At 37.8% G+C, this 24,300-nt stretch carries 23 protein-coding genes; 20 read left to right on the top strand and 3 right to left on the bottom strand.

What is annotated here, in order from left to right; all coding sequences use genetic code 11:
* Positions 1-17: 17 nt before the first annotated feature.
* The 3 genes from H9L23_RS18460 to H9L23_RS18450 all read right to left on the bottom strand — a co-directional run bounded on the left by H9L23_RS18460 (position 18) and on the right by H9L23_RS18450 (position 2,830).
* A complete protein-coding gene (locus H9L23_RS18460) occupies positions 18-692 on the bottom strand; it encodes a LytR/AlgR family response regulator transcription factor (protein WP_187591733.1) in 675 nt (224 codons plus the stop codon).
* 26 nt (positions 693-718) lie between these two features.
* Positions 719-1,036, bottom strand: a complete 318-nt coding sequence (locus tag H9L23_RS18455; protein WP_187591732.1) for a GIY-YIG nuclease family protein — start codon at positions 1,034-1,036, stop codon at positions 719-721.
* 255 nt (positions 1,037-1,291) lie between these two features.
* Positions 1,292-2,830 (bottom strand): sensor histidine kinase, encoded by a 1,539-nt coding sequence (locus H9L23_RS18450; protein ID WP_223190998.1) that lies wholly within the window; start codon positions 2,828-2,830, stop codon positions 1,292-1,294.
* A 244-nt stretch (positions 2,831-3,074) separates the two neighbouring features.
* Between H9L23_RS18450 and H9L23_RS18445 the strand changes: the two genes are divergently transcribed.
* The 20 genes from H9L23_RS18445 (at position 3,075) to rpsG (ending at position 24,279) form a co-directional block, all read left to right on the top strand.
* Positions 3,075-3,422: a Spx/MgsR family RNA polymerase-binding regulatory protein gene (locus tag H9L23_RS18445; protein ID WP_187591731.1), complete on the top strand. Its 348-nt coding sequence runs from the start codon at positions 3,075-3,077 to the stop codon at positions 3,420-3,422.
* Between the two features lie 68 nt (positions 3,423-3,490).
* Positions 3,491-4,231 (top strand): carboxypeptidase-like regulatory domain-containing protein, encoded by a 741-nt coding sequence (locus H9L23_RS18440; RefSeq protein WP_187591730.1) that lies wholly within the window; start codon positions 3,491-3,493, stop codon positions 4,229-4,231.
* A 117-nt stretch (positions 4,232-4,348) separates the two neighbouring features.
* A complete protein-coding gene (locus H9L23_RS26700; protein WP_246474734.1) occupies positions 4,349-4,783 on the top strand; it encodes a hypothetical protein in 435 nt (144 codons plus the stop codon).
* A 50-nt stretch (positions 4,784-4,833) separates the two neighbouring features.
* Positions 4,834-6,333: a M1 family metallopeptidase gene (locus H9L23_RS18435; RefSeq protein ID WP_246474733.1), complete on the top strand. Its 1,500-nt coding sequence runs from the start codon at positions 4,834-4,836 to the stop codon at positions 6,331-6,333.
* A gap of 119 nt (positions 6,334-6,452) precedes the next feature.
* The gene (locus tag H9L23_RS18430) at positions 6,453-6,860 is read left to right on the top strand and encodes a RidA family protein (RefSeq protein WP_187591729.1); all 408 of its coding nucleotides are present in this window, start codon (positions 6,453-6,455) and stop codon (positions 6,858-6,860) included.
* 335 nt (positions 6,861-7,195) lie between these two features.
* Entirely contained in the window at positions 7,196-7,807 is a 612-nt protein-coding gene (locus tag H9L23_RS18425) for a class I SAM-dependent methyltransferase (protein ID WP_187591728.1), read from the top strand.
* A gap of 20 nt (positions 7,808-7,827) precedes the next feature.
* Complete coding sequence (locus H9L23_RS18420) at positions 7,828-8,049, top strand: VF530 family protein (protein ID WP_187591727.1); 222 nt, start codon at positions 7,828-7,830, stop codon at positions 8,047-8,049.
* Between the two features lie 189 nt (positions 8,050-8,238).
* Positions 8,239-8,637 carry a hypothetical protein gene (locus H9L23_RS18415; protein WP_187591726.1) on the top strand — a complete coding sequence of 133 codons (399 nt, stop codon included), beginning with the start codon at positions 8,239-8,241 and terminating at the stop codon, positions 8,635-8,637.
* A gap of 155 nt (positions 8,638-8,792) precedes the next feature.
* Positions 8,793-8,963 (top strand): hypothetical protein, encoded by a 171-nt coding sequence (locus H9L23_RS18410; protein WP_187591725.1) that lies wholly within the window; start codon positions 8,793-8,795, stop codon positions 8,961-8,963.
* A 202-nt stretch (positions 8,964-9,165) separates the two neighbouring features.
* Positions 9,166-11,982, top strand: a complete 2,817-nt coding sequence (locus tag H9L23_RS18405; RefSeq protein ID WP_187591724.1) for a TonB-dependent receptor — start codon at positions 9,166-9,168, stop codon at positions 11,980-11,982.
* Between the two features lie 427 nt (positions 11,983-12,409).
* Positions 12,410-13,639, top strand: a complete 1,230-nt coding sequence (gene chrA, locus H9L23_RS18400; protein ID WP_187591723.1) for a chromate efflux transporter — start codon at positions 12,410-12,412, stop codon at positions 13,637-13,639.
* Complete coding sequence (locus H9L23_RS18395; RefSeq protein ID WP_187591722.1) at positions 13,636-14,667, top strand: sulfotransferase family protein; 1,032 nt, start codon at positions 13,636-13,638, stop codon at positions 14,665-14,667. Before chrA ends, H9L23_RS18395 begins: the two co-directional genes overlap by 4 nt.
* 8 nt (positions 14,668-14,675) lie before the next feature.
* Positions 14,676-15,440: a 3'(2'),5'-bisphosphate nucleotidase CysQ gene (cysQ, locus tag H9L23_RS18390; RefSeq protein ID WP_187591721.1), complete on the top strand. Its 765-nt coding sequence runs from the start codon at positions 14,676-14,678 to the stop codon at positions 15,438-15,440.
* Between the two features lie 24 nt (positions 15,441-15,464).
* A complete protein-coding gene (cysC, locus tag H9L23_RS18385) occupies positions 15,465-16,040 on the top strand; it encodes an adenylyl-sulfate kinase (RefSeq protein ID WP_187591720.1) in 576 nt (191 codons plus the stop codon).
* Between the two features lie 198 nt (positions 16,041-16,238).
* Positions 16,239-19,334, top strand: coding sequence for a SusC/RagA family TonB-linked outer membrane protein (locus H9L23_RS18380; protein WP_187591719.1), 3,096 nt, complete (start codon positions 16,239-16,241; stop codon positions 19,332-19,334).
* Between the two features lie 35 nt (positions 19,335-19,369).
* On the top strand, positions 19,370-20,887 hold the full coding sequence (locus H9L23_RS18375) for a RagB/SusD family nutrient uptake outer membrane protein (RefSeq protein WP_187591718.1): 1,518 nt from the start codon (positions 19,370-19,372) through the stop codon (positions 20,885-20,887).
* Between the two features lie 88 nt (positions 20,888-20,975).
* On the top strand, positions 20,976-22,376 hold the full coding sequence (locus tag H9L23_RS18370; RefSeq protein ID WP_187591717.1) for an aryl-sulfate sulfotransferase: 1,401 nt from the start codon (positions 20,976-20,978) through the stop codon (positions 22,374-22,376).
* A gap of 3 nt (positions 22,377-22,379) precedes the next feature.
* Positions 22,380-22,838 carry a hypothetical protein gene (locus H9L23_RS18365; protein WP_187591716.1) on the top strand — a complete coding sequence of 153 codons (459 nt, stop codon included), beginning with the start codon at positions 22,380-22,382 and terminating at the stop codon, positions 22,836-22,838.
* A gap of 542 nt (positions 22,839-23,380) precedes the next feature.
* Positions 23,381-23,794, top strand: a complete 414-nt coding sequence (gene rpsL / locus H9L23_RS18360; protein ID WP_008244597.1) for a 30S ribosomal protein S12 — start codon at positions 23,381-23,383, stop codon at positions 23,792-23,794.
* A 17-nt stretch (positions 23,795-23,811) separates the two neighbouring features.
* Positions 23,812-24,279: a 30S ribosomal protein S7 gene (gene rpsG / locus H9L23_RS18355; protein ID WP_056097505.1), complete on the top strand. Its 468-nt coding sequence runs from the start codon at positions 23,812-23,814 to the stop codon at positions 24,277-24,279.
* Positions 24,280-24,300: the final 21 nt, after the last annotated feature.

Genomic DNA, 24,300 nt, shown 5'->3' with positions numbered 1-24,300 from the left:
TTAGGTTTAAAATAGTATTAAGTAAGTTGTATTCCACCATAAGTGGCTCCAATGGGTATAATTTTATCTCCTATCCAAATTTGGCTGCGGTCAAATTTGGATACTTTGTTTTTGGCCACAATAAAAGCCCGGTGGCAGCGGATAAAATCTGTTTTTGGTAGTAAATCAGCCAGATCGTTAATGGTAATGCGCGAGCTCAGTAATTTATCCTTAAGCTGGATCTGCGTGTAATTTCCCGAGGCTTCCACATAGCAGATTTCATTTAAATTCACCTTAATTTGTTCATAACCATCTTTTACAAAAATGTAGTCCGTTTTGGCTTCCTGCTTCTGGCCACGCAGGTTAAAGAGTTCTTGTGCCTTATTGCAGGCCTTCAAAAAACGCGAAAGTGAAAAAGGTTTTAACAAATAATCAACAGCATCAAGTTCAAAACTTTGCACTGCATGTTCCGTGTAGGCCGTAGTAAAAATAACCATGGGTGGCTTGCTTAAACTCTTTAAAAAATCAATCCCACTAATGTCAGGCATTTTAATGTCCAGAAAAATCAGGTCAACCTTGTTATGCTGAAGGTAAGTGATGGCTGCAAAAGCATCAGTAAAAGTTTCCTGCAATTCTACAAACGGAACTTTTGAGGCATGCGATTTTATAATATCAAGTGCAATCGGTTCATCATCTATAGCAATGGCAATCATTTGTATTTATTTGTGTTAGGCTAAGCCTATGATTTAGTAAAATTAGTATGGCTGGTTATATTTTTGCAAATGGCTAATTCTTTAAGTTTATCCCAGTTATCATTTATAATAGCCTCTTTCTTTTTTCTAGTCCAGCCTTTAATTTGTTTTTCAAAACTTATTGCTTCGTTAATGTCTTCAAAATGTTCGCAAAATACTAAGATTAAAGGTCTTTTTCTAGCGGTATAGCAAGTTGGGTTTACAGCGTTTTCGTGTTCATAAAGTCTTCTATCTATATCGTTGGTAACTCCAGTGTAGTAGGAGTTATCTGCACATTTTAAAATATAGACGGTATATGTTTTCATTTAATTTTTTGCACTTCGATTCCAATAACGAGTGATCTCATCTTGAGCGGAGTCAAAGGATATTTAAACCTAATAAATATAGCAAAATCATGATAAGTTTAAACAAGCACCTTAAAAACAATTAGGGGCGCTTCGACTCCGCTCAGCGTGACAATACTATTTGTTATATACTTATTTAATAACCGATTGTTAAGTTGTATCATTTCAATTCCTCTCATTCAGTTTAGCAATGTCATCCTGAGCGTAGTCGAAGGACTAATCCAACTGCAAAGTTAAATGAACAAAAAACTCGTTAGCACTTTCGCGGATAATCAATTCATGTTTTCCGTAGTAAAGCAATGATAAACGTTGCTTAACATTTTCGAGTCCGATACCACTTTTCAATTTTTCGGGATCGTTATCGGCCTTGATGTAAATGCTGTTACTCACATCGAAATATAAAGTCTTTTCTTTTGTCTGTAATGTAATTTTAATATACGATGGCTGTTGCAAACTAATCCCATGTTTAAATGCATTTTCGATAAAAGGAATCAATAGCATTGGCGTAATCTGTAGGTTATTCAATTGTTCTTCAATATGCGTATCTATCCTGATATCCGCAGAGCGCGAAGTACGCAGCTTTTGTAAATCGATATAATTATTCAGGTATTCTACCTCGCGCGTTAATGAAATTTTATCCTGGGTATTCTCATGCAGCATAAAACGCATCATATCGCCCAGTTTCTGTATGCCTTCACCCGTTCTTTCCGCATTTTCTTGTAAAGCCGTTCCAAACAGGGTATTTAAAGCATTGAACAAAAAGTGTGGATTGATCTGCGATTTTAAGAAATTCAGGTTCGCATCCGATTTTCCCAGCTCCGTTTTTAGCATTTGGATTTCACTCAGTTTTTCAAATTTATGTTTGTAAACGTACCAGGCAGATGGCGTGGTAATGCAGATTAGGCAGATTGCATTTAAAATTAAGGTTATTGGCACAACTGCGCCATTGCGCATAAAAGGAATAAGAACAATTAAGAGCAAAAGTGAAACAATAATTGTTATACCTACATTTCCCCAAAAATACCGGCCAAAGCCTTTAAAATCCTTTCTTAGGTTTGGAATGATATAATAAATGGCACAAAAGGCAATAATAATATTTACCGGTGGCACAACAATCCAAATCACCAGTAACTCATAATCTATTTTAATAGAAAGTACCGCAGTAAAGATCATGAGCGTAATCAGCCAGATTTTTGTGCTCACAAATATCTCTGATACAATATTCTGATTATAACTCTTTAAAAAATGAATTTTATTAAAAAGCTCCATGCCACGCTCGTTAAAATAGGCGTAAGCGTTAAAAAGCAAGTAAATAAAAAATATATAGGTAAAAGCTTCTCCAAAAAATATGTCGTAACCGCGGTCCATATCATCATAATCCACAAGGCGGTAAGCTTCCGAATAGGTGTTGGCTATCATCCATCCAATAATAGAAAATGCAGTAACGGCAATGGTCATAATCAGATTCATCGTAACATTACGGCCCTTTGCCAGTTGAGGCATTGAAACAAAATTGAAAAGCAAAAAACTGAAGTAAATGATACTGATCTTGAATATTTCAGGAAGAAAGAAATTCGCCATGATGCTGTATTCAACAGAACTTTCAGAAAAACGGTAAGCCCCGCCAGATCTATAAGTGGTTTGTGTGCAAATGCTGATCAATGCAAGAATGTATAATGTTGTAGAAATCCAAAACTCAAGCTGGTTGATATTTTTAGATTTGATAGCAGATGAATTACCTGAAAGAATTTCCATTTTGTTTTAATTAATGATACAATTTTACAAAGAGAATCGGCTAGAATATTTAAAATGTGATGGATGGTGCAAAAAATGTGACGAACGAATAGGATTTATAGGATTGTAGGATTTTAAGATCAACAGGCCCATTTCATCTTCCCTTTTTTACTATCTTTGAAACGGATTGCTGGGATTGGTTTTTCCATCGTCCATTGTACATTTTCCATTTATCATTCACTCATTCAAAATTCATTCATTCAACATGACCGTTTACGGAATTCCAAATTGCAACACAGTTAAAAAATCGCTCGATTGGTTAAAAGCACATCAGGTAGATTTCGAATTTCACGATTTTAAGAAAAAGAGCATTACCGAAGAAAAATTAAACGAATGGTGTAATACTTTTGGCTGGGAAACCGTGCTGAATCGAAAAGGTTTAACCTGGAAAAAACTTACTAAAGAGGAGCAGGCAAAAATTGATAATCAGGCACTGGCCGTTGCCTATCTAAAAGAGAATACCAGCGCCATAAAACGCCCGATTATTGAACAAAATAGCAAGGCCATATTAATTGGATTTGACGATGACAATTATTTAAAAACACTAGCCTGATTCATTTGTTCTAATGTTAAAGTTTGTTAAATGCAGATTTTAAATGTCGAACTAAGTTACTTTTGAGTATGTACAAACTGATCATTTTTCTATTGCTTGCCTTACCTATGGGCGTTTTTGCACAAACGGTAACTACGGGTACAGTTTTCGATTATTCGAAAAAAACACTCTCACTGCCTGGCGTTTCCATCAGAAACCTGAACAGTAAAAAATCTACAAGTACCAACAGAGAAGGTAAATATGCCATCGCAGCCAACATTGGCGATCTGATTGAGTTTTCTGCTGTAGGCTATCACACCGATACGCTTTATTTAACTAATCTACTAAACAGGACCATCTATCTTCCTGTAAAATCGAACAGTTTAAAAGATGTAGATATTTCCGCAGTGCGGATGAACAGCCAGGTAACCGATGCTAAAGACCCACTGGCAGAGAAATATACCCTACTTAATACCGGGGGCAACCTAAACCGTAAGCGTATGAAGGATAAGGTTGGGGGTTTGAACCTGAATTTAGGTTACGGTAAATATAAAAGACAGCAGCGTAAAGAAGCCGATTTAGAAGAAAAGGAAATGTACCAGGATGAAATCGACGAAAATTTTACGCCAAAGGCCATAACCGATCTGACCAAACTGGAAGGCGAAGAACTTAAAAACTTTATGATCATTTACAGGCCTTCAATTGAAGCGGTTAAGGCTGAAAGACCATTCCGTTATGCTTTTTACATCTCACGTGCCTTTGTAGCATGGAAAAAATTAAGTCCACAGGAAAGAAAATTGCAGGATCTGCCAAAATTAAAGGCTAATTAGGTCTTTTTAACAGATATTGATTACATTATAACCAATATTGGTAACATTATAACCACATATAAATCTATATGTGGTTATTTTTTATATTTACCGCAGTATTACAACCTTATTATGATCATGAAATTGACTAAACTGATTAATTTTGGTTTGGTTTGTTGTGTTTTTGCTTTTTCAGCATCTGCTCAACAGGCTACAACCCCTGCACCAGCAACCAATTACAATCCTGCTGATGCCTTTGGACCACTATTTTATACCCAAAACGGAAATGAATTCCGCTCGGCAATTGGTGCACCAGGTCCGAAATACTGGCAAAACCATGTTGATTATAACATTACCGCCAACCTTGATGAAACCAAGAACATGGTGAGTGGAACAGTTACCATTACCTACAAAAACAACAGTCCCGATAAATTGCCTTATTTATGGTTACAGTTAGATCAGAATACTTTTAAAGAAACTTCACGTGGTTATGCCATTACCCCTTCGCGTAGCCGTTATGGCGCACAAGGCGAAAAATTTGATGGGGGTATAAAATCCAGAACATTAGCGTAGCACAAAAGGCAGGTGCGGTAAAATTCACTTCTATAGTTGAAGATACCCGTATGCAGATCCGTTTAGATCAGCCTTTGGCCCCTAATGGCGATTTGGTAACCATAAAAATGGATTATTCGTACATCGTACCGAAAGAAGGATCGGACAGAACCGGACATTTAACCACCAAAAACGGTGAAATTTTTGCCATTGCGCAATGGTTTCCACGCATGTGTGTATATGATGATGTAATTGGTTGGAATACTTTGCCTTATTGGGGTGGCGGTGAGTTTTATTGCGAATATGGCGATATCAACTTTGCCATTACTGCACCGGCGAGCCATATCGTTATGGGTTCGGGAGAATTATTAAACCCTGCTGAAGTTTTTACACCAGAGCAGTTGAAAAGATGGAACGCGGCTAAACTGAGCGATGCTATTGTGCACATCCGTAGCGAAGCAGAGGTAACCGATCCAAAATCACGTCCGGCGAAAGATAAACTAACCTGGAAATTTAAAATTACCAATGCACGCGATGCGGCCTGGGCTTCATCAAAAGCATTTGTATTAGATGCAGCAAGGTATAAACTGCCAAGCGGCAAAACAGGTCTGGCTGTTTCTGCACAACCGGTAGAAAGTAATGGTGTTGATTCTTATGGCCGCGGCGTAGAATATGTGAAATCTACCATCGAACATTATTCATCAAAATGGTTCGAATATCCATATCCAATGGCTGTTAACGTGGCTACCAATATTGGTGGTATGGAATATCCTGGTATTGTTTTCTGTGGCTGGACAGCTAAAAAAGCTGGCGCATGGGGAGTAATTGATCACGAATTTGGTCATACCTGGTTCCCGATGATCGTGGGGTCTAACGAACGTAAATACGGTTGGATGGACGAAGGTTTTAATACTTTCATCAACGGTATTTCTAAGAAAAACTTTAATAAAGGAGAATACGCTGGTCCTCCGGCTGATTTACACAAAATTGGTAAAAGTGTGATCGGTAACCCGATTTTCGAAAACATCATGCAGATGCCTGATGGTATGGCCGAAAGAAATATCGGTGTTAACCTGTATAGCAAACCAGGCTGGGGCTTAGACATTTTAAGAAACCAGATCTTAGGTGAGGATCGTTTTGATTATGCTTTCCGCCAATACATTAAAAACTGGGCATTTAAACATCCAACACCATTCGATTTCTTCCGTTCGATGGAAAACGGAGCGGGTGAGGATTTAGCCTGGTTCTGGAGAAGCTGGTGGTTAAACAGCTGGAAAATGGATCAGGGCATCGCTACAGTTGAAGCCGTTAAAAAAGACGATAAATTGGTAGGCTACAACATTAAAGTGGTAAACTTAGAGAAAATGCCGATGCCGATCATTCTTCAGGTTAAAACCAAAAGCGGCAAAACAGAGATCGTAAAAGTTCCGGTTGATGTTTGGATGAAAAATACAAGCTGGCTGGTTCGTTTCCCAACAACTGAAGAAATTGAATCGGTTATTTTGGATCCGGATAAAGTATTGCCAGATTCAAATCCTGATAACGATACTTGGACCGCTACGGGCAACTAAGCTTACTTTAAATAATTCCAGACCTCCTGATTTTAAAAGATCAGGAGGTTTTTTATTGCAAACTGCCGACGGTTTACTGTAAACTATCGGATAATTTAGCGATCATAAATTTTACAGATATGGAAAAACCTAATTTAGAAATTACCAATCCCGCTGGCATATACGATCCCCGTCCACATGGTTATTCTCATCTTGCCTCCGTTCCGGCTGATAGCCAACTGGTATTTGTTGCTGGTCAGGGCGGTAGCAGAACAGATGGCATTTTAAGCAATGATTTTAGGACGCAGATAGGCATTGTTTTCGAAAATATTGCTTTAGCTTTAAGAAGCAAAAATTTAACCATGGCCAACATTGCAAAACTAACTACTTTGGTGGTTGATTATGATGAAGCCAAACACGAGATCCTGATAGAAGAATCCAATAAAATATGGCCTGATCAGAAATTCCCGGTAAATACGCTTATCCCCGTACAAAGGTTGGCTTTAAACGGTATGTTGATCGAAATTGATGCTACGGCTATTGGTTAATTTATAAATCTGGTTGCAATTATTGTTAAACCGATATTGTGTTTTTTTGGAAATGAAGGGTTCTGTTTCTCTTGGAGGTTTTCAGTCCCGCTTTCCGTTTGTAGTGCCGGCGTGAAGCCGGCAGCTACCACTTCAATCAGGTTTAGAAACATCGGCTCGATGCCTTTGGCGCCATGCCGGGAGCAGAACGTTCATCCTAAACCTGACAGGAGCGGGCATGAAGTGCAACGAAATAAAGCGAATGGCAGGACTGCATTTGCCAAGAACCATTGTACATTTGTTTCCAAAAAAATATAAATACAATTAATCTGGCATTGTTAAAGCATGATATACAGATGGAAAAGGGAGAGCGCAAAAACGTTTATAAAGTTTACAATAAAATAGGCCGCTGGTTTGCCGAAAACCGTTATGACGATTCGGTGGAAAATGCTTATTTAACTGATATCCTCCAACAACTTCCTACGGATGCAAAGGTTTTGGATCTGGGATGTGGTGATGGCAAGCCTATACTGGAATATTTTATTAAGCATGAGATAAATGTTTTAGGAGTTGATGCCAGTGAGCAAATGATCGGGCTGGCAAAAATCAATTTCCCATCCACCAGGTTTCTGCTAAAAGATATGCGTGAACTCGATCTCGATGAAAAATTTGATACGATTATTGCATGGCATAGTTTTTTTCATCTTCCTGCTGCTGATCAGCCTGACATGTTTAATATTTTTAGGCGGCACCTCAATCCCAATGGTATTTTGTTATTTACCTCCGGTACCGAAAGGGGAGAAGTTTGGGGCATGAACGGTGGCGAAAACCTTTTTCATGCTTCTTTAGCTACTGCTGAATATCAAACCTTACTGCAATCAACCCAATTTGGGGTGCTAAAACACAAAATAAACGACCCTGATTGCGGTGGTGCAAATGTTTGGATGGCACAATATAAACCCCGATAATTTTGCCTTAACTTTGTGCTATGGCCGAACAGCAAAAAAACAATCCCTTACACGGTATCACCTTAGAAAAAATAGTAACCGATCTGCAAACGTATTACGGTTGGGAAAAATTGGGATCATTGATCAGGATCGATTGTTTCAATAATAACCAAACGATCAAATCGAGCTTGAAATTTTTAAGAAGAATGCCCTGGGCCAGGAAAAAAGTTGAAGAGTTGTATCTAGATACATTTAATAAATGATAGAATTTAGAATGATTGAGTTTTGAATGAAAGAATGATTGAATGGGCTAGTCTAATTCAACATTCTCTCATTCGATCCTTCTGTCATCCAATCATTGAATCATTCTCTCACTCAATCATTCAATCCTTTCTCTTTCCCTTGCAACCTTTTCTCTAAAGCCGTCGTCATCCTGATCTAAACCTTATCAAATGAAAAATATTTTCTACTGTTTTTTGCTTACGCTTATGTTAAGCAGCTGTGCCCTTGGAGTCATGACAACATTTTATTCCATGTCGAGAGGTAAAATAGATGTTCCCAAAAAAGAAAGTTATAATGTGGTTTATCAGGCCAGTTTTGGCGATCGATTAAGTGCTGATGTTGCCTATACCAATGAAAGCGGAAAACAGACCGAATTAAAAGAAGTAAACGGGGTCTGGGAACAGGTTGTTACTTTAAAATCGGGCACACACGTTCAGCTTAAAACTTTAGCTACCGCTAAATCAAAATCAAGGGGCGAATACAAAATCCTGGTGGATGGTAAAGTAGTTTCTGAATACATTTTGAGTGGGAAAAGACTCAATTATACTTTCTCATTCGATTTACCGTAACAAGCTAAATTTCACTCAATTATTCTTGCATTCTCTAATTCTGTCATTCAATCATTCTCTAATTCAATAATTAATTATTCATAAAATCTTCATATTGATTTTCGAGATTTAATAAACAAAATAACAAGGTTTATTCATCATTAATCAATGTAAAAATGAAAGCAATTAAAGTTTTAGTAATCGCCCTGGTAGCCGCTTTTACCATTAATACCGTAAGCGCTCAAACCACCACTCCGGCAAAAGCAGGAACAGAAAAAACACAGACCAAAAAAGGCCATAAAAAACACCATCATAAAAAACACACAAAGAAAGTAGCTAAAGCTTAAAAAAGGAAAGTCTTTCAGGTAAAACTGGAAGACTTTTTGTTTGTTGCCCCAGACTTCCGAAGCTGTCTCTTTCCCACAGCCTCTTTTAAACTCCGGAAGAAAATTTTTTTTTTCTGTCACACTTTCCACTTTTTGGCGTCTTATAGCTGAAACCTTGAAAAAAGGTTAATCAAACAAATTAATAAAAAACAGAATTTTAGCTATGAAAACCTATTTATGGATGTTGCTGTGTGTATTATCTACGAAGACTTTCGCACAACAGCCGGGTAATATAAATGGAAAAATTGTGGATGGGAAAACGAACCAGCCAATTGAATATGTGGGGATTATCTTATCAAATAAAAGCGATTCGACCAAAAAAATAGGCGTGGTAACCAATAAAGCCGGAGAATTTTCTTTTAATGCGGTTGCCAATGGTGATTATAAAATCAGGATTTCGGCAATGGGCTACAACTCCATCACCAAAAACATCAACATGATCGGAAAGGCTTTTAACATTGGTCTTCTAAAATTGGAAGAAGATGCCATTGCCCTAAAAGATGTGGCGGTAAGTGGCCGTTATGCCATAGCTACGGTAAAAAAGGATACCGTAGAATTTAACGCCGATGCTTATAAAACGAGACCAAACGCTGCGGTAGAAGATTTGTTGAAAAAACTGCCTGGTGTAACCGTTGATAAAGATGGTAGTATTTTAGTCCAGGGACAAAAAGTTACGCGCTTAACTGTTGATGGTAAAGACTTTTTTGGTACCGACCCAAAAACAGCAACCAAAAATCTTCCTGCCGATGCCATTGCAAAAGTACAATTGATTGACAGTAAAACACAAGAAGCGAAGGCAACCGGAATTGATGATGGTCAGCGGGAAAAAGTGCTGAACCTAACCATTAAAGAAGACAAGAAAAAAGGCTGGTTCGGAAACGCTAACCTCGCAGGAGGGACAACCGATAAATACGGAAGTTATTTAAGTACCAACCACTTTAATAAAAATCTGCAGTTTGCTGTTTTAGGAATGAGCAATAATACCAACGATGCCAGTTTCGGTTATGATGACCTGAGCAGTTTTAGCGGAGGCAATATCGGAAATATTTTTGCGCCACCAGCCGGGGGAAGTTTCTCGATCAATAACAATAACGGTAAAACCACTATTGGTGGCAGCGGTGTTTTTGATAACAATGCCATTGGCTTATACACCACGCACAGTGGAGGCGTAAATTATAGCAACTCCTGGGGAAAAAACAACAAACTAGCCATTAGCGGCAGTTATTTCACTTATTTTTCTTTTGGTTTAGGCAATAAGCTATCCAACATTCAGGATTTAAGCTCAGGCGACATTTTGCGTACACTCGATAATACCGATCGCAACAGCAATAACCAGGCACACCGTTTTAATTTTAAAGCAGAATATCATCCCGATTCGTTAACTGATATGGTATTGCGCCCCAATGTAATTCTGAACAGTACTACTAATATCAACAACCGTACTTTCAATGCTAATTTTGATGCCACAGGAAAAGCAAATGATGGAAGCCAATATTATAACCAGCATAATTTTACCCCGTCATTATTTGGGGAGTTTACGGTGCTGAGAAGATTGGCCAATAAAAAAGGCTCGGTTTCGCTCAGGTTAAACGGTACACAGAATACCTTTAATGCTGATTGGTTAAATCAATCGTTGCTCAACCAATATACAAATGGGGGTACCACGGTTACCAATATCAACCAGCAGGCCAATCAGGAAAATGCCTCAAAAACCTATACCATCAATGGCAATTATGCCAGGCAGTTAAATCAAAAATGGAGTGCCAACCTTGCTTACGGTTATACCAGGAGCATTGTTGATGCACAGCAGATCACCTTTGATTATAATCCAACAACCGATCGTTACGAAACCATTGTGCCATCCTTAACCAATACTTTCGATAACCATAACAGTTTGCAAATAGCCGGATTGGGTTTTATTTATACCGGGAAAGACTGGACGTATAATTTCGGATTAAATGCACAGGAGAGTTTGTTAAACGCCAATGTATTTAATAACATAGGTGCCAACATTGGTAATATCGAAAAATCATACTACAATTTATTGCCAAGGTTAACGGTCAATTTTAAAAATAATGCCAATCAAACCATTGCCATCAATTACCGGGCGAGCATTAATTTACCCTCAGTAACCGATTTGCAGCCCGTACAAAACAATACCAATCCGCTATACCAAAGAATTGGGAACCCGGACCTCGAGGCAAGGAAAAACCATCGACTTTCGGTAAACTTCAATACTTTCAGTCCTGATAATAACCATTATTGGAATGGATATTTCCTTTACAACCTATCATTTGATGATACCGGGAACGACATTACCTATAATAATGGCATCCAAACGGTAAAACCCATCAATGTAAACGGTAACTATTACGTGCGTGCCGGTACCAATTTTGGAATGCCATCAAAACTTAAAGGTTTGAGGATGAATTATGGTGCAAATTTCTTTACCGAGCACAGAACAAACTTTATCAGCGGTGATAAAAATATTACGAACAGGTTCGAAATCGGCCCGAATATTAACTGGAGTTACGATATTGATGATAAATTTAACGCGGGTATTTATGCTTACGTAGGTTATACTAAAGTAAACAATACAGCCGAATCGGCCATAAACAATAAGTATTTCAGTCTCGAAAATACCCTGAACCTGAGTTACGAGTTTATAAAAGATTTAAGGGTAGAGGCCGATTTAAACCACATTGGTTCTGCCGGCCGTGCCGATGGATTCAACAATAATTATTTCTTGCTTAATGCCGGGATCAACAAATATCTGATGAAACGCAGGGTAACTTTAAGCTTAAAAGGTTTTGATATCCTGAACCAGAATACCAGCATCGATAGGATTGTAAACAGTAGCCGGATAGAAGATGTACGTTACAATAACATTACCCGTTATTTTTACCTGTCGTTAAATTATAAATTAACAAAAGTAGGGGCAAATAACGAAAGAAGCAATCCACGTAGTACCGTTAATTAAACCGATAAGTAAATAAATTATAAAGTCCTTAGCAATTGCTGTTAGAAGCAACTGTTGAGGTTTTTTTATCAGGCCCCTATTAAAAATATTAGCGCAAACGTTTGTTAATGTTTCGATTATGATAAATACAGGCATTTTGTTGCAAGAATGTACCTTCGAAAATTGTCAACAGGTTATATTTCATTATTGGTTGCTGCAATTATTTTTGAGGGTCTGATTACTATTGTGACATATATCAAAGGTTTTAAAGGATTAATCAAACGTTTGCGTAAAGTTTATCTGATTTATAAGGCACAAATCACTTAAATTAGGTTTTTAAACAAAACATTTTTCAGGAAGCAATAACCAAACAACAACTGATTTAATCTACCCAGCAAAAATTAGTGTTATATTGTTTCAGCATTCAAGTTAATCTTTAGCGTAAGAGATGGAGTTATCAGTAATAAGCGATATAACCAAAGAAAAGACAACACTAAAATATCTTTTTTTAACCTTTCTTAAAATTGGTTGTGTAAGTTTTGGTGGGCATATGGCTTTAGTTTCACTGATTCAGCGCATTATGGTTGAACAGGATAAAACCATCAGCAACGAGGATGTATTAAACAGTGTTACTGTTGCTTCGTTTATGCCAGGACCTATGGCGGTAAATGTCGTCGCAAATATTGGTTATTTGTTAAAAGGGAAGCGGGGTGCTGCATTGAGTATGTTTGCAGTTTTACTTCCTGCATGCATTTTAATGATATGCCTGGCATACGTTTATCTATCTAACGGACAAAGTATAGCCTGGACATCGGTTATGCAATATGTGGGGGCCATTGTAGGCGTTATTATCATATCAACCGGGCTGCAGTTGTTTAAAAAAGAAATTGCGCTTAATTATGCTAAAATTTTACTTTTTTTAATGGCTACAATACTCGATCTGATCAAAGGAAACTACTTAATTACGGTTTCACTTATTGTATTTGGGGCCATTGCCGGACTCTTGCTTGACCGAAAAAAAGTTGATTATGCTGCATTAATGACCAGTTTTAAAACCAATTTTAAATTGAGGTTAAACTCATTTTCTTTTATCGCTGTATCGGTTTTATTAATCAATCAAATTTTATTTATTACCGGGGCATTCAAATCCTATCAAAATATTTTTTTTAAGATCGTAACCGTTTTTTCAGGGATCAGTATATCACTGTTTGGCGGTGGCTATGTTGTAATCCCGATTATGCAGTCTTTGTTGGTAAAGGATATGAACTGGTTAAGTGCCAAAGAACTGGTTGATGTAATTGCTTTTAGTCAGGTAACCCCCGGGCCTATTCTGGTAAGTTCAACATTTATTGGCTTTAAGCTTGCCGGCTTCTTCGGGGCATTGGTTGCTACCTGCAGCATGTTTATTCCTTCGGCAGTTTTAATGATTGTTGTTTCAAAAATCTTTAATAAAACCAAAGATCATCCTATTATCAAGAGCATGATATCAGGAATTAAAGTTGTAGTTATTGGTCTAATCATATCCTCTGCATTAAAAATATTATTATTGCAGCCGCATACCATTTTAGTTGGGGCAATATGTGTGGTTGCTTTAATATTAAGTTATAAATATAAAATAAGCCCCGTATATTTAATACTCAGTGCAATTTTTCTGGGAACAGTATCGATTTTTATATGATGGAAAGTTTTTTAAAACCAGATGGTATTCAGATTATCGGAACGCAAAGATCCGGGTCAAATTTACTTAGGGTAATTTTAGATCAGTCTCAGCAGATTGCCTCTCCTCATCCACCACATATTTTGGTAACCTTTGTGCCATTATTAGATTTATATGGTTTTTTAACCGAACAAAAATATAAAACGCTAATTAATGATGTAGTAAATTACGTAAAGGCAAATCCGGTACCCTGGGATGGTGTTGCTCTGGATGAGGCCTGGATTTTCGAAAACTCACAGACTTATAGTCTTTTTGAAATAAACAGATTGGTATATGAAACCGCTGCAATTGCAAAAAAAGCAAAGTACTGGTGTTGTAAAAGCATGGCTAACGTGCATTATGCAGCCGAGCTGGAAAAACATTCGCCCAACCTGAAATACATTTATTTATATCGTGATGGAAGAGATGTTGCACTTTCTTTTAAAAAGGCCATTGTAGGTGAAAAACATATCTATCATTTAGCCAAACAATGGTTTAAAGATCAAAGTGCGTGTATAGCACTTGCTAAAAAGACAAATACTGATCGGTTTTTTTCGTTAAATTATGAAGAGCTAATTGCAAACCCTGCAAAAGTGATCCAAAGTTTATGTAAATTTCTGGGGATTGATTATTCAGCAAAAATGCTTGATTTTCACAACTCCAAAGAATCTCAGGCTACGGCTAATGCAGGTGAGATGTGGGAAAATCTGGCCAAACCAATTATTAAAGATAATACCGGGAAATACCGCAAAGCGCTTAGTGAAGAGGAGATTAGTATATTCGAATGCATTAACGCCCAAACGTTAACTAGCCTGGGTTATGCTTTGGATGATCCTGAAAATCAGGTCAAATCAATTTCTGCTGAAGAAATAGAAGGATATAACCTTGAAAATGACCTGCTCAAAAAAAACATACTCTTAAATGCCCGTCAATCTGATCTCGATAACCGCGGGCCGCAATTGGAAATATTAAAGAAAATAAAGACTCATCAAGTAATAGCGGGCGTTTAAAAACAAAAATGATCGATACCATTGATATAAATGCTATACTAAATATAGCGGTTGAAGCAGGGAAGGCAATCTTAACTGTTTATGATAATGAAGCAGATTTTGAAGTATCTACTAAAAGCGATTCCTCACCTTTAACCAAGGCCGATAAAATAGCTAATGATTTAATTTGCCTTGAACTTCAAAAATTATATCCTTCTATTCCAATATTGTCGGAAGAAGGGAAAAGTATTCCTTACGAAGAAAGAAAAAACTGGGAGATGTATTGGTGTGTAGATCCGCTGGATGGAACTAAAGAATTTATCAAGCGAAATGGAGAGTTTACCGTAAATATTGCACTAATCCATAATAATCTGCCAATATTGGGCGTAATTTATATCCCTGTGCAAAATTTATTATACTATGGCAATGAGGCTTCTGGAAGCTGGAAACAAACCCCGGGGGAAGATTCACTTCAAATAAGTGCAATTAATAAGAGGGCCGATTGGACTGCTGCGGTAAGCAGATCGCATGCAGATGGCGAAGAAAAAGCAATTCTTAGCAAATACCCGATCGTTAATTTTATTGCCGTAGGCAGTTCCCTAAAATTCTGCTTGTTGGCGGAAGGGAAAGCGCAGATTTATCTAAGAACAGGACCAACTATGGAGTGGGATACTGCTGCCGGGCATGCCATTGCGTTATTTAGCGGTTGCCATATTCATACTTTGGCCGGCAAGGAAATGCTGTACAACAAAATATCGCTGTTAAACGAAGGTTTTTTGTGCATAGTAGATTAATTACAGAATAAACAAACCATCATTATGCCTTTAAAAGTTTCGTCCAAAAATAATTTTCCTGTTACTGATCAAAAAGGAATGGTAATCTGGCTATTTGGTTTGTCGGGTTCGGGAAAAACAACTATTTCTACTTTACTGAAGGAAAAACTCCAAAGAGAAGGTTTTTTTGCAACAACACTGGACGGAGATGTACTGAGGGAAGGCATTAATAGAGATTTGGGCTTCAGCGAATCAGATCGTGCCGAAAACATCAGGCGTGCCGCAGAAATAGCCAAATTGATGATGCTGAATAATATCATCACCATCTGCTCCTTTATTACACCACTTGAGCAACATCGTAAATTAGCAGCCGAAATCATCGGAGAACGGTATTTTGAAGTATTTTTAGACTGCCCGCTGGCCATCTGCAAAGAAAGAGATGTAAAGGGCTTGTATAAAGATGCCGATCTTAAACTGATCTCAAATTTTACCGGGGTAAGTGCCAGGTTCGAACCTGCCATAAATGCCAATCTTGTGATCAAAACCAATACAGAAAGTGCAATAGAAAGTATGGATAAGCTATTTTCGAAGATCATTTCCTATATCAGCCCGCTTTCTTAACCGCTTTTTCTTAGCGTTTTACCGTCGTAATTTTCCTGTTTTCATTTTTGTTTGTGTTTTTGAATGCGTTCAAGGCGATTAGTCAATCGATTGCGCAGTGTTTTTGCATTTAAATAAGTGCTATAATCACTAATATTATAAAAGCAAGAAGGAATAGCCGTTGCTTTTTGCGAGCAGTCAACTATCAAACAAAACACTATGACCAAAATTTACGAACAAACCACGGAGAACTATAGGAAAACTGTTCCTATACAAAAACGCTCTTTTGTAATCCCTCTTTTAAAAATTATTTATTGTTCTTTAATCTTTTTGATTCCTATTGCAGCCAGTGCACAGACAGTTGTAACAGGTACGGTAAAGGATGAGAAAGGCCTGCCAGCCGTTGGAACATCGGTAACCGAAACGGATGTGAAAAACGGAACATCAGTAGATGCCAATGGTAAGTTTACCCTAACCTTAAAGGGTAAACTAAAGGTTTTAACTTTTACGCTGGTTGGTTATAAAACACAAAAGGTTACCGTTGGAGCCTCTAACGTGGTAACGGTAAATCTGGAAGAAGATTTAAACAAATTAAACGAAGTTGTGGTTGTGGGCTATGGTACACAACGTAAGACAGATTTAACAGGTTCGGTCAGTTCTATAAAGAGCGAAGACCTGAATCTTGGAGGTACTACATCCAATATTGGACAAGCTATACAAGGTAAAGCAGCTGGTGTACAGGTACAACAAACCAGCTTTGCGCCCGGCGCCGGAATGTCGATAACGGTAAGGGGGGGTAACTCCATTAATACAACCAATAGTCCGCTATATGTTGTAGATGGATTTATTTCTGACAATGGTAGCACCATCAACCCAAATGATATCGAAGACATACAGATTTTAAAAGATGCTTCTTCTGCCGCAATATACGGTGCCAGAGGTGGAAACGGTGTAGTATTGATAACCACCAAAAAAGGAAAAGCTGGAAGAGTTGCCATCGATCTTGATCTATCGAACGGAAACCAGTTTTTAACGTATAAACCAGCACTGTTAAACGGGCAGCAATATACCGATATCCAGAATGCGACTGCTATTGAAGATGGAAAACCGGTTTTATTTCCACCATCTTTTAATGTAGCCAATACAAATTGGTTAGATGAAGCTACCCAAAATGCCTCAGTTCATAACAGGAGCCTAAGCATCAGTAGCGGCGATCAAAACTCGAAACTTTATGTATCTGGAAACTACATCAATCAAAAGGGTGTTTTAAAAGGTACTGGACTTGAAAAATATACCGCAAGAATTGGTGCTGAAAAGAACCTTAACGAACGTTTAAAATTGGGCGCTAACTTTTATGGTTCTAGCTCCAAATTATTTCAGCAATCTTATTCTGCAGATATTACTGCACCTTTGTTTGGTTTGTTAACTGCCCTGCCAAACATCCCGGTATATAATGCCGATGGTACTTATTTCCGTTATCAGGGTAAAAACAATGCATTGGCCAGTTTGCTCGAGCCTACCAATACCAGTACAAATAAACTCGCCAATACCAATGTTTCTCTAGATTATCAGATCATTAAAGGTTTAACGTATCATTTAGGGGCAGGAGCAGAATATACCAACCTTAACGAGGGTCAGTATATTCCAAGAACTTTAACGGCAGGAGCTGTTAATGGGGGTATAGCCGCTCAAAAAAGTTCAACTACCTTTAGGTGGCTGGTAGAAAATTATTTAACCTATAAATTCAACTTTGGTAGTCATGATTTTACTGCACTGGCTGGGGTATCTAACCAAAAAGATGTAAACGAATTTATTGCTGCAGGCAGTAAAGGTTTCCCAACCGACGAATTTTTGTTCTATAATCTTGGTGCAGGCTCAACACCAAATGGTACAAACGTAACCATCACCAATCTCGGTAACGGATACAATAGCTTTAAAGAGCAATCTACCTTTAACTCTATGTATGGAAGGGTGAACTACAGTTATAAAGAAAAATTATTGGCATCGTTTACTTTGAGGAGGGATGGCTCGTCGAAATTTGGATCTAACAACAGTTATGGGTTTTTCCCGTCAGGAGCTGTAGCCTATAAATTTACCGACGAAGAGTTTATTAAAAACTTAAACACTTTTTCTAATTTAAAATTAAGGGCAAGTTATGGCGTTACAGGTAACGACAGGATTACCAATTACCTGTATTTATCAACTTTTACCAATTACAGCACTGTACTTAATCCGGGCGATCCTTTACAAATTGGAACAGAACCTAAGACATTGCCAAACCCGAACCTGAAATGGGAAAGTACAAAACAGTTTAACCTTGGTTTGGATATGGGTTTTTTTAGCGGTCGTTTAAATGCAACGATCGATCTATATTCGAAGAAAACATCTGATTTATTGATTAATATTCCTATCGAGCAATATTGGGGATTTAGTTCGCAATTGGTAAATGCAGGTTCGATCCAGAACAGGGGGGTAGAGTTTTTAATCAATACCGTTAATATCCGAAATAACGATTTTACCTGGAATACAAATTTTAACATCTCGCTGAACAGGCAAAAAGTATTATCGTTAGGGCCTATCAATCAGATTTCAGTAAATACAGCTAATCCTAGTGGTACCGTATCAGGTCGTGAGTTTTCGAGAGTAGTTGCCGGACGAGAGCTTGGAGAACTTTTTGGATATATATATAACGGGGTTATTAAAACAGGTGAAACCTATGCCCCTCAACCAGGTGCTAAGCCAGGCGATCCGAAATATCAGGATGTTAACGGTGATGGTAAAATCACACCGGATGATATGACCTTTTTGGGTAACTCAACGCCACGCTTTAGCATGGGCTTAGGAAACGATTTTCATTATAAAGGATTTGATCTGAATATTTTCTTTCAAGGTGCTTTTGGATACTCACTATATAACATGAACAGGTTAGTTCTTGAATCGACTACTGGTGCCGATGCCTTAAATAGATTTGTGGCCGGTGTTAACGAAAATACAGATGTTCCACGCGAAGGTTATTTCCTGAGTACATTCGGTAGCTATGTAAACTCACGCTTTGTAGAAAATGCTTCTTACGTAAGATTAAAATCGGTTTCATTGGGGTACAGCCTGCCAACCAAAATTTTCGACCATATTAAGGTAATTAAAGGTTTAAGGGTATATGCAGAAGGACAGAACTTATTTACCATCACCAATTATACAGGAACGGATCCGGAGGTAAATTCACATTCTGGAAGCAATTTTGGTGGCGGTATAGACTTTAATGCCTTTCCAGCTTTCAGAACCTTTTCGGCAGGTGTAAAATTAACCATCAACTAATAATTCCTATCGATAGCATTAATAAAGATAAAGAGATGAAAAGATATAAAATAATCATAGCCATAACTGCAGTTGTTCTTTTGCAGTTTTCTTGCAAAAAAGATTTAGAGCCAGTGGTGTATAGCAGTTTAACGAGCACAAATGCCTTTAAAACAAAATCTGATGCTATTGCTGCTGTAAATGCTGTTTACGCCAGGTTAAAAGGACCATCTGTTGGCGATAATTTCGATTACTGGACAGTAAGACATTTCGCCTTAACCGATTTAACTACTGATGTGGGCCATTGTAGCTATAGTGGAGATCCTGGTCAACTTTCTAACGTGCAATGGAATTCGGCAAATGGTTTAATTGCAGAAGATTGGAGGCAGATCTATAAACTTATTTCAAATGCGAATAATGCGATCTATAACATTACTCCAATGACCAGCCTTACCGAGACTGAAAAAAATCAGTTTCTTGCCGAAATTAAATTTTTAAGGGCTGTTGCATATATGGATTTAACCGATGCCTGGGGACCAGTTATTCTGGCTACAGAAAAAGACCTTGAAAATCCAAATTATACCAAAAACGCATCTTTAACCCCGCTTGATCAGATTGAAGCATTTTTAATAACCGATTTGCAGGCTGTGGCCAATACTTTGCCTATAAATTATGCCAACAATCCTTTTTACAGCAGCAATGATGTAGGGAGAGCTACAAAAGGAGCAGCCCTTACCCTATTGGCAAAATTATATCTTCGCCAACATCAATGGCAGAAAGTGGTGGATGTAACCAAGCAGGTAATGGATTTAAATGTTTACTCGCTTTATCCTACTTATGCAGGTCTTTTTGCAGAAAGCAATAAATGGTGTTCAGAAAATATCTTTTCAGTATTAAGTGATGCCAATGTAAACGGAACTGAACTTTTAAACCACTTCGGACCACTTGATCACCCTGTTTTAACCGATAGATGGCAATATTATGCCGTAACATGGGATTTTTACAACAGTTTTGATGATGCAGATGACCGGAAAAAACTTTTTTTTGCAGAATACACCGGCGTTGATAAATTGGTGCACAAACAGGCTCCATCATTAGGTGCTACACCACCTGCAGGCGTATTTTACATGCAGGATGTGGCCACAGCTAAATATGCTGATCCAAATGGCGCTAATACCTACTATGATGGACATAGCGTAAATATCCTCCGTTATGCTGATGTTTTGCTAAGCAGAGCAGAGGCAATTAACGAGCTAAGCGGGCCCAATGCAGAATGTATTGATCTGATCAACCAGGTAAAAGGAAGATCGCATGCCAAAACACTGGTTGCTGCCAATTATAATCAAAGTACCTTACGCGACGCACTATTGCAAGAGCGTGGTTGGGAATTGTTCTACGAAGGAAAAAGAAGAGCTGATTTAATGCGTTTTGGTAAATATGAGAGTATTGTAAACGGATATTTAAAGCGTACCAATCAAACACCTACAGTGGTAATGCCACGAGATCAGTACTTCCCTTATCCTTTAAATCAGGTAAATATAAATCCGAACTTAAATAACTCGGGTAGACAATAATTTCATATTTTAATATGATTAAAAAGAATATGTAGTTTTAACTGCATATTCTTTTTTGTTTAGCCATATTCATACTAAATTCAATTTTATGAAGTACTTTTTAAAATCCATTATTTTATTGTGTCTGCTTTCATTTTACGGTTGTTATAACGGTGATGGTATTAAAGAAATAAAAGTAGGCTTACACAACAACAATGAATTAAAGATACAGATTGATGTAAGTACCAATTCGGATGTTGATATTTATGTGAAATATTGGCCAAATAAAATTGCAGATTCTACAAAAGAAATAACTTCTGTTTCAAGGCATAAAAGCCATCACAGGCTTATACTTTGCAACATTATGCCCAAAACAAGTTATGCCTACCAGGTTGTTGCTGTAAAAAATGGCATTGAAAAACCCAGTAAAACCTATACTTTCGAATCGCACGAACTGCCTGAATGGTTAAAAGACCAGTTTAAAGCAAAAAGTGCCGATGATAAATTAATTCCCAAAGAACTTAAGAACGGATTAATTTTAGTTAATAAGCGGTATTCGCCAGGCATGGCCTATCTGGTTGATTATAAGGGTAGGTTGAGGTGGTACCACATGGTTGATAATGTAGGTTTCAAAGTAATCAATTTTACAAAAGATAAAACCCTGCTTTCTATTTTAGGAGGTAACGATGAACCCACAAGCTATGGTAGTCAAATACTGGAGCTCAGCTTGGAAGGTGATACGCTTTTACATCTTAAAAAAGGACAGGGTGATTTTAAACAAACCATTCACCACGAAATTTTAAAAAATCAAAAAGGCGAACTCGTTACGCTTTTCGTTGATCAAAAAATAACTGACCTAAGCCATATTGGCGGAAGTAAACAGGATACCATCAATGGAGATGGCATTTTGGTGATGGATAAAAAGGGGAAACAGGTTTGGAAATGGAGCGTATTCGATAGCCTCGATCCTCTTAGTGATAAATCTTTACTCAAAACAAAGAAAGATTGGATGCACGCCAATAGCCTAAACTATGATAAAGATGGTAACTACATTATTTCCTTTTATAACAATGGTCAGATCTGGAAAATTGATGCCAAAACAGGTATAATAATCTGGAAATTCGGTAAAGGTGGTAGCATAAAAATACCGGTGAATACCAGTTTTTCTCAGGCGCATGCCGTACACATCAATGCAGAAGGAAATTTAATGTTTTTTGATAATGGCATCGAAAAGCATCAATCAGGAGCTTACGCATTTAAAATAAATGAGCAAACGCAAAGTGCAAGTTTGGATATGCATATCCAATTGCCTCAACAAATTTATAACGATCGTATGGGCAGTGCCTACATGATTAATAAGGATAACATATTGTGCTGCAGCTCTAAAAGACACATTGTGGTACTCACCAACAGAAAAGGTGTATTATTGTGGACATTGGAAGCTTCGGTTCCTGCATATAGGGGAATATTTGTAACTTCGGACCAATTAAGTCCTTATTTGAAACCTTAGTTTATGAAGAAAAGTTTAATCGTTATTTTTTCCATTGCAATAACATTGTCCCTTTCTGCATGCAAAAAAGGAAACATTAAAAATCTAAATAGCATTAGCTATGGCTCATCATTCGGGATGTGCGCAGGCTATTGTTCCAGCAACTTACTCATTAGCGATTTAAAACTTACCTTTTCCAAATCGAAGAACGGCCAGTCGGCCGATACCAAAACCTGTAGCAAAACCATTTCGGAGGCGGATGTTACGGCCATTAAAAATGAGTTGAACATCAGTAAGATTTCGAACCTGCCAGAAGTAATAGGTTGCCCTGACTGTGCCGATGGGGGAGCCGAATGGATCTCGATCAATGCCGATGGTAAACAATATAAAATTACCTACGAGTATGGTAAAGCCCCAAAAGAACTCGAAGTTGCTGTAGCGAAACTAAAGGTACTTAAAGATAGTTTTAAGGATTGCAATTAGCAGAGCGTGTTGTCTCATTAGTTTGAATCCATTCTTTTCAATGAAGATAAATTGATTTTTTTTAAAATTTGAGGGGAAAACGTAAATCGTTGTGATTTGCTGTGCCACCTAAACCCGATATACGTGGATGCCGATTTAAGCAATATCTTTGCTGTTTTATGGTGTGCTTACTTGTTTCGCAGGTTCATCGGCAGAAACATTAGCGGGACAGAACCTAAACTAAGAATTGCTGCAATTGCTTTCCAAATAATGTTTTGTAATCATGAAAAGATGCTATAATGGATTTAATGTTTAAGGCGAGAAAGATTGCCTCACGCCATCACCGCTTCCTCCGCTTCGGTTCGCAATGACGGTGACCAGGAAGAAAAATTGCAACTCCTTAATCCTGAACTGAAAACCGGCAATTGCCAACTGAAAACTTTTTACGCTAACCCCTTGATTTTTAAAAAGAATTGTTCTACTTTTGCAGTCCGTTTTATGGGCTATCTGTGAAGATGCCGGGGGAGCGGTAAATTTTTTAATAAAAAACATAAAAAAGCACAATGCCAACCATTCAACAATTAGTTAGAAAAGGTAGAGTAGCACTGGAGTTCAAGAGTAAGTCTCCAGCGTTGGACAGCTGTCCACAGCGAAGAGGTGTATGTACACGTGTGTACACCACTACCCCTAAAAAACCAAACTCAGCAATGCGTAAAGTTGCCCGTGTTCGTTTAACGAACGGTAAAGAGGTAAATGCATACATTCCTGGAGAAGGTCACAACTTACAGGAACACTCTATTGTATTGATCCGTGGTGGTCGTGTTAAAGATTTACCAGGTGTACGTTACCACATCATCCGTGGTGCATTAGATACATCAGGTGTAGCTGGTCGTAACCAACGTCGTTCTAAATATGGTACTAAACGTCCTAAACCAGGACAAGTAGCTGCGGCGCCAACTAAAGGTAAAAAGAAATAATCGGGAGGAAATAAGAAATGAGAAAGTCAAAACCAAAAAAGAGAATTATTCTTCCTGACCCAAAATTTAATGATGTTCAGGTAACTCGTTTTGTAAACAATATGATGTACGATGGAAAAAAATCTATCGCTTATTCTATCTTTTACGATGCTGTTGAAATTGCTGAGAAAAAAGCAGGTGAAAACGGTTTAGAGATATTTAAACGTGCTTTAACTAACATTATGCCAGCTGTAGAGGTTAAATCTCGCCGTGTTGGTGGTGCTAACTTCCAGGTTCCAACTGAGGTTAGACCAGAGCGTAAAACAGCTTTAGGTATGAAATGGTTAATTTTATATGCTCGTCGTCGTGGAGAAAAAACGATGAAAGAGAAATTAGCTGGTGAAATCGTAGCTGCTGCTAAAGGTGAAGGTGCTGCTGTTAAGAAAAAAGAAGATACGCACAAAATGGCTGAGGCTAACAAAGCGTTCTCTCACTTCAGATTCTAGTATTAGGATTAACAGATTAGT

It is taken from the genome of Pedobacter roseus, assembly GCF_014395225.1.
Classification (GTDB): Bacteria; Bacteroidota; Bacteroidia; order Sphingobacteriales; family Sphingobacteriaceae; genus Pedobacter; species Pedobacter roseus.
This window is presented reverse-complemented; position numbering and strand designations above follow the sequence as displayed.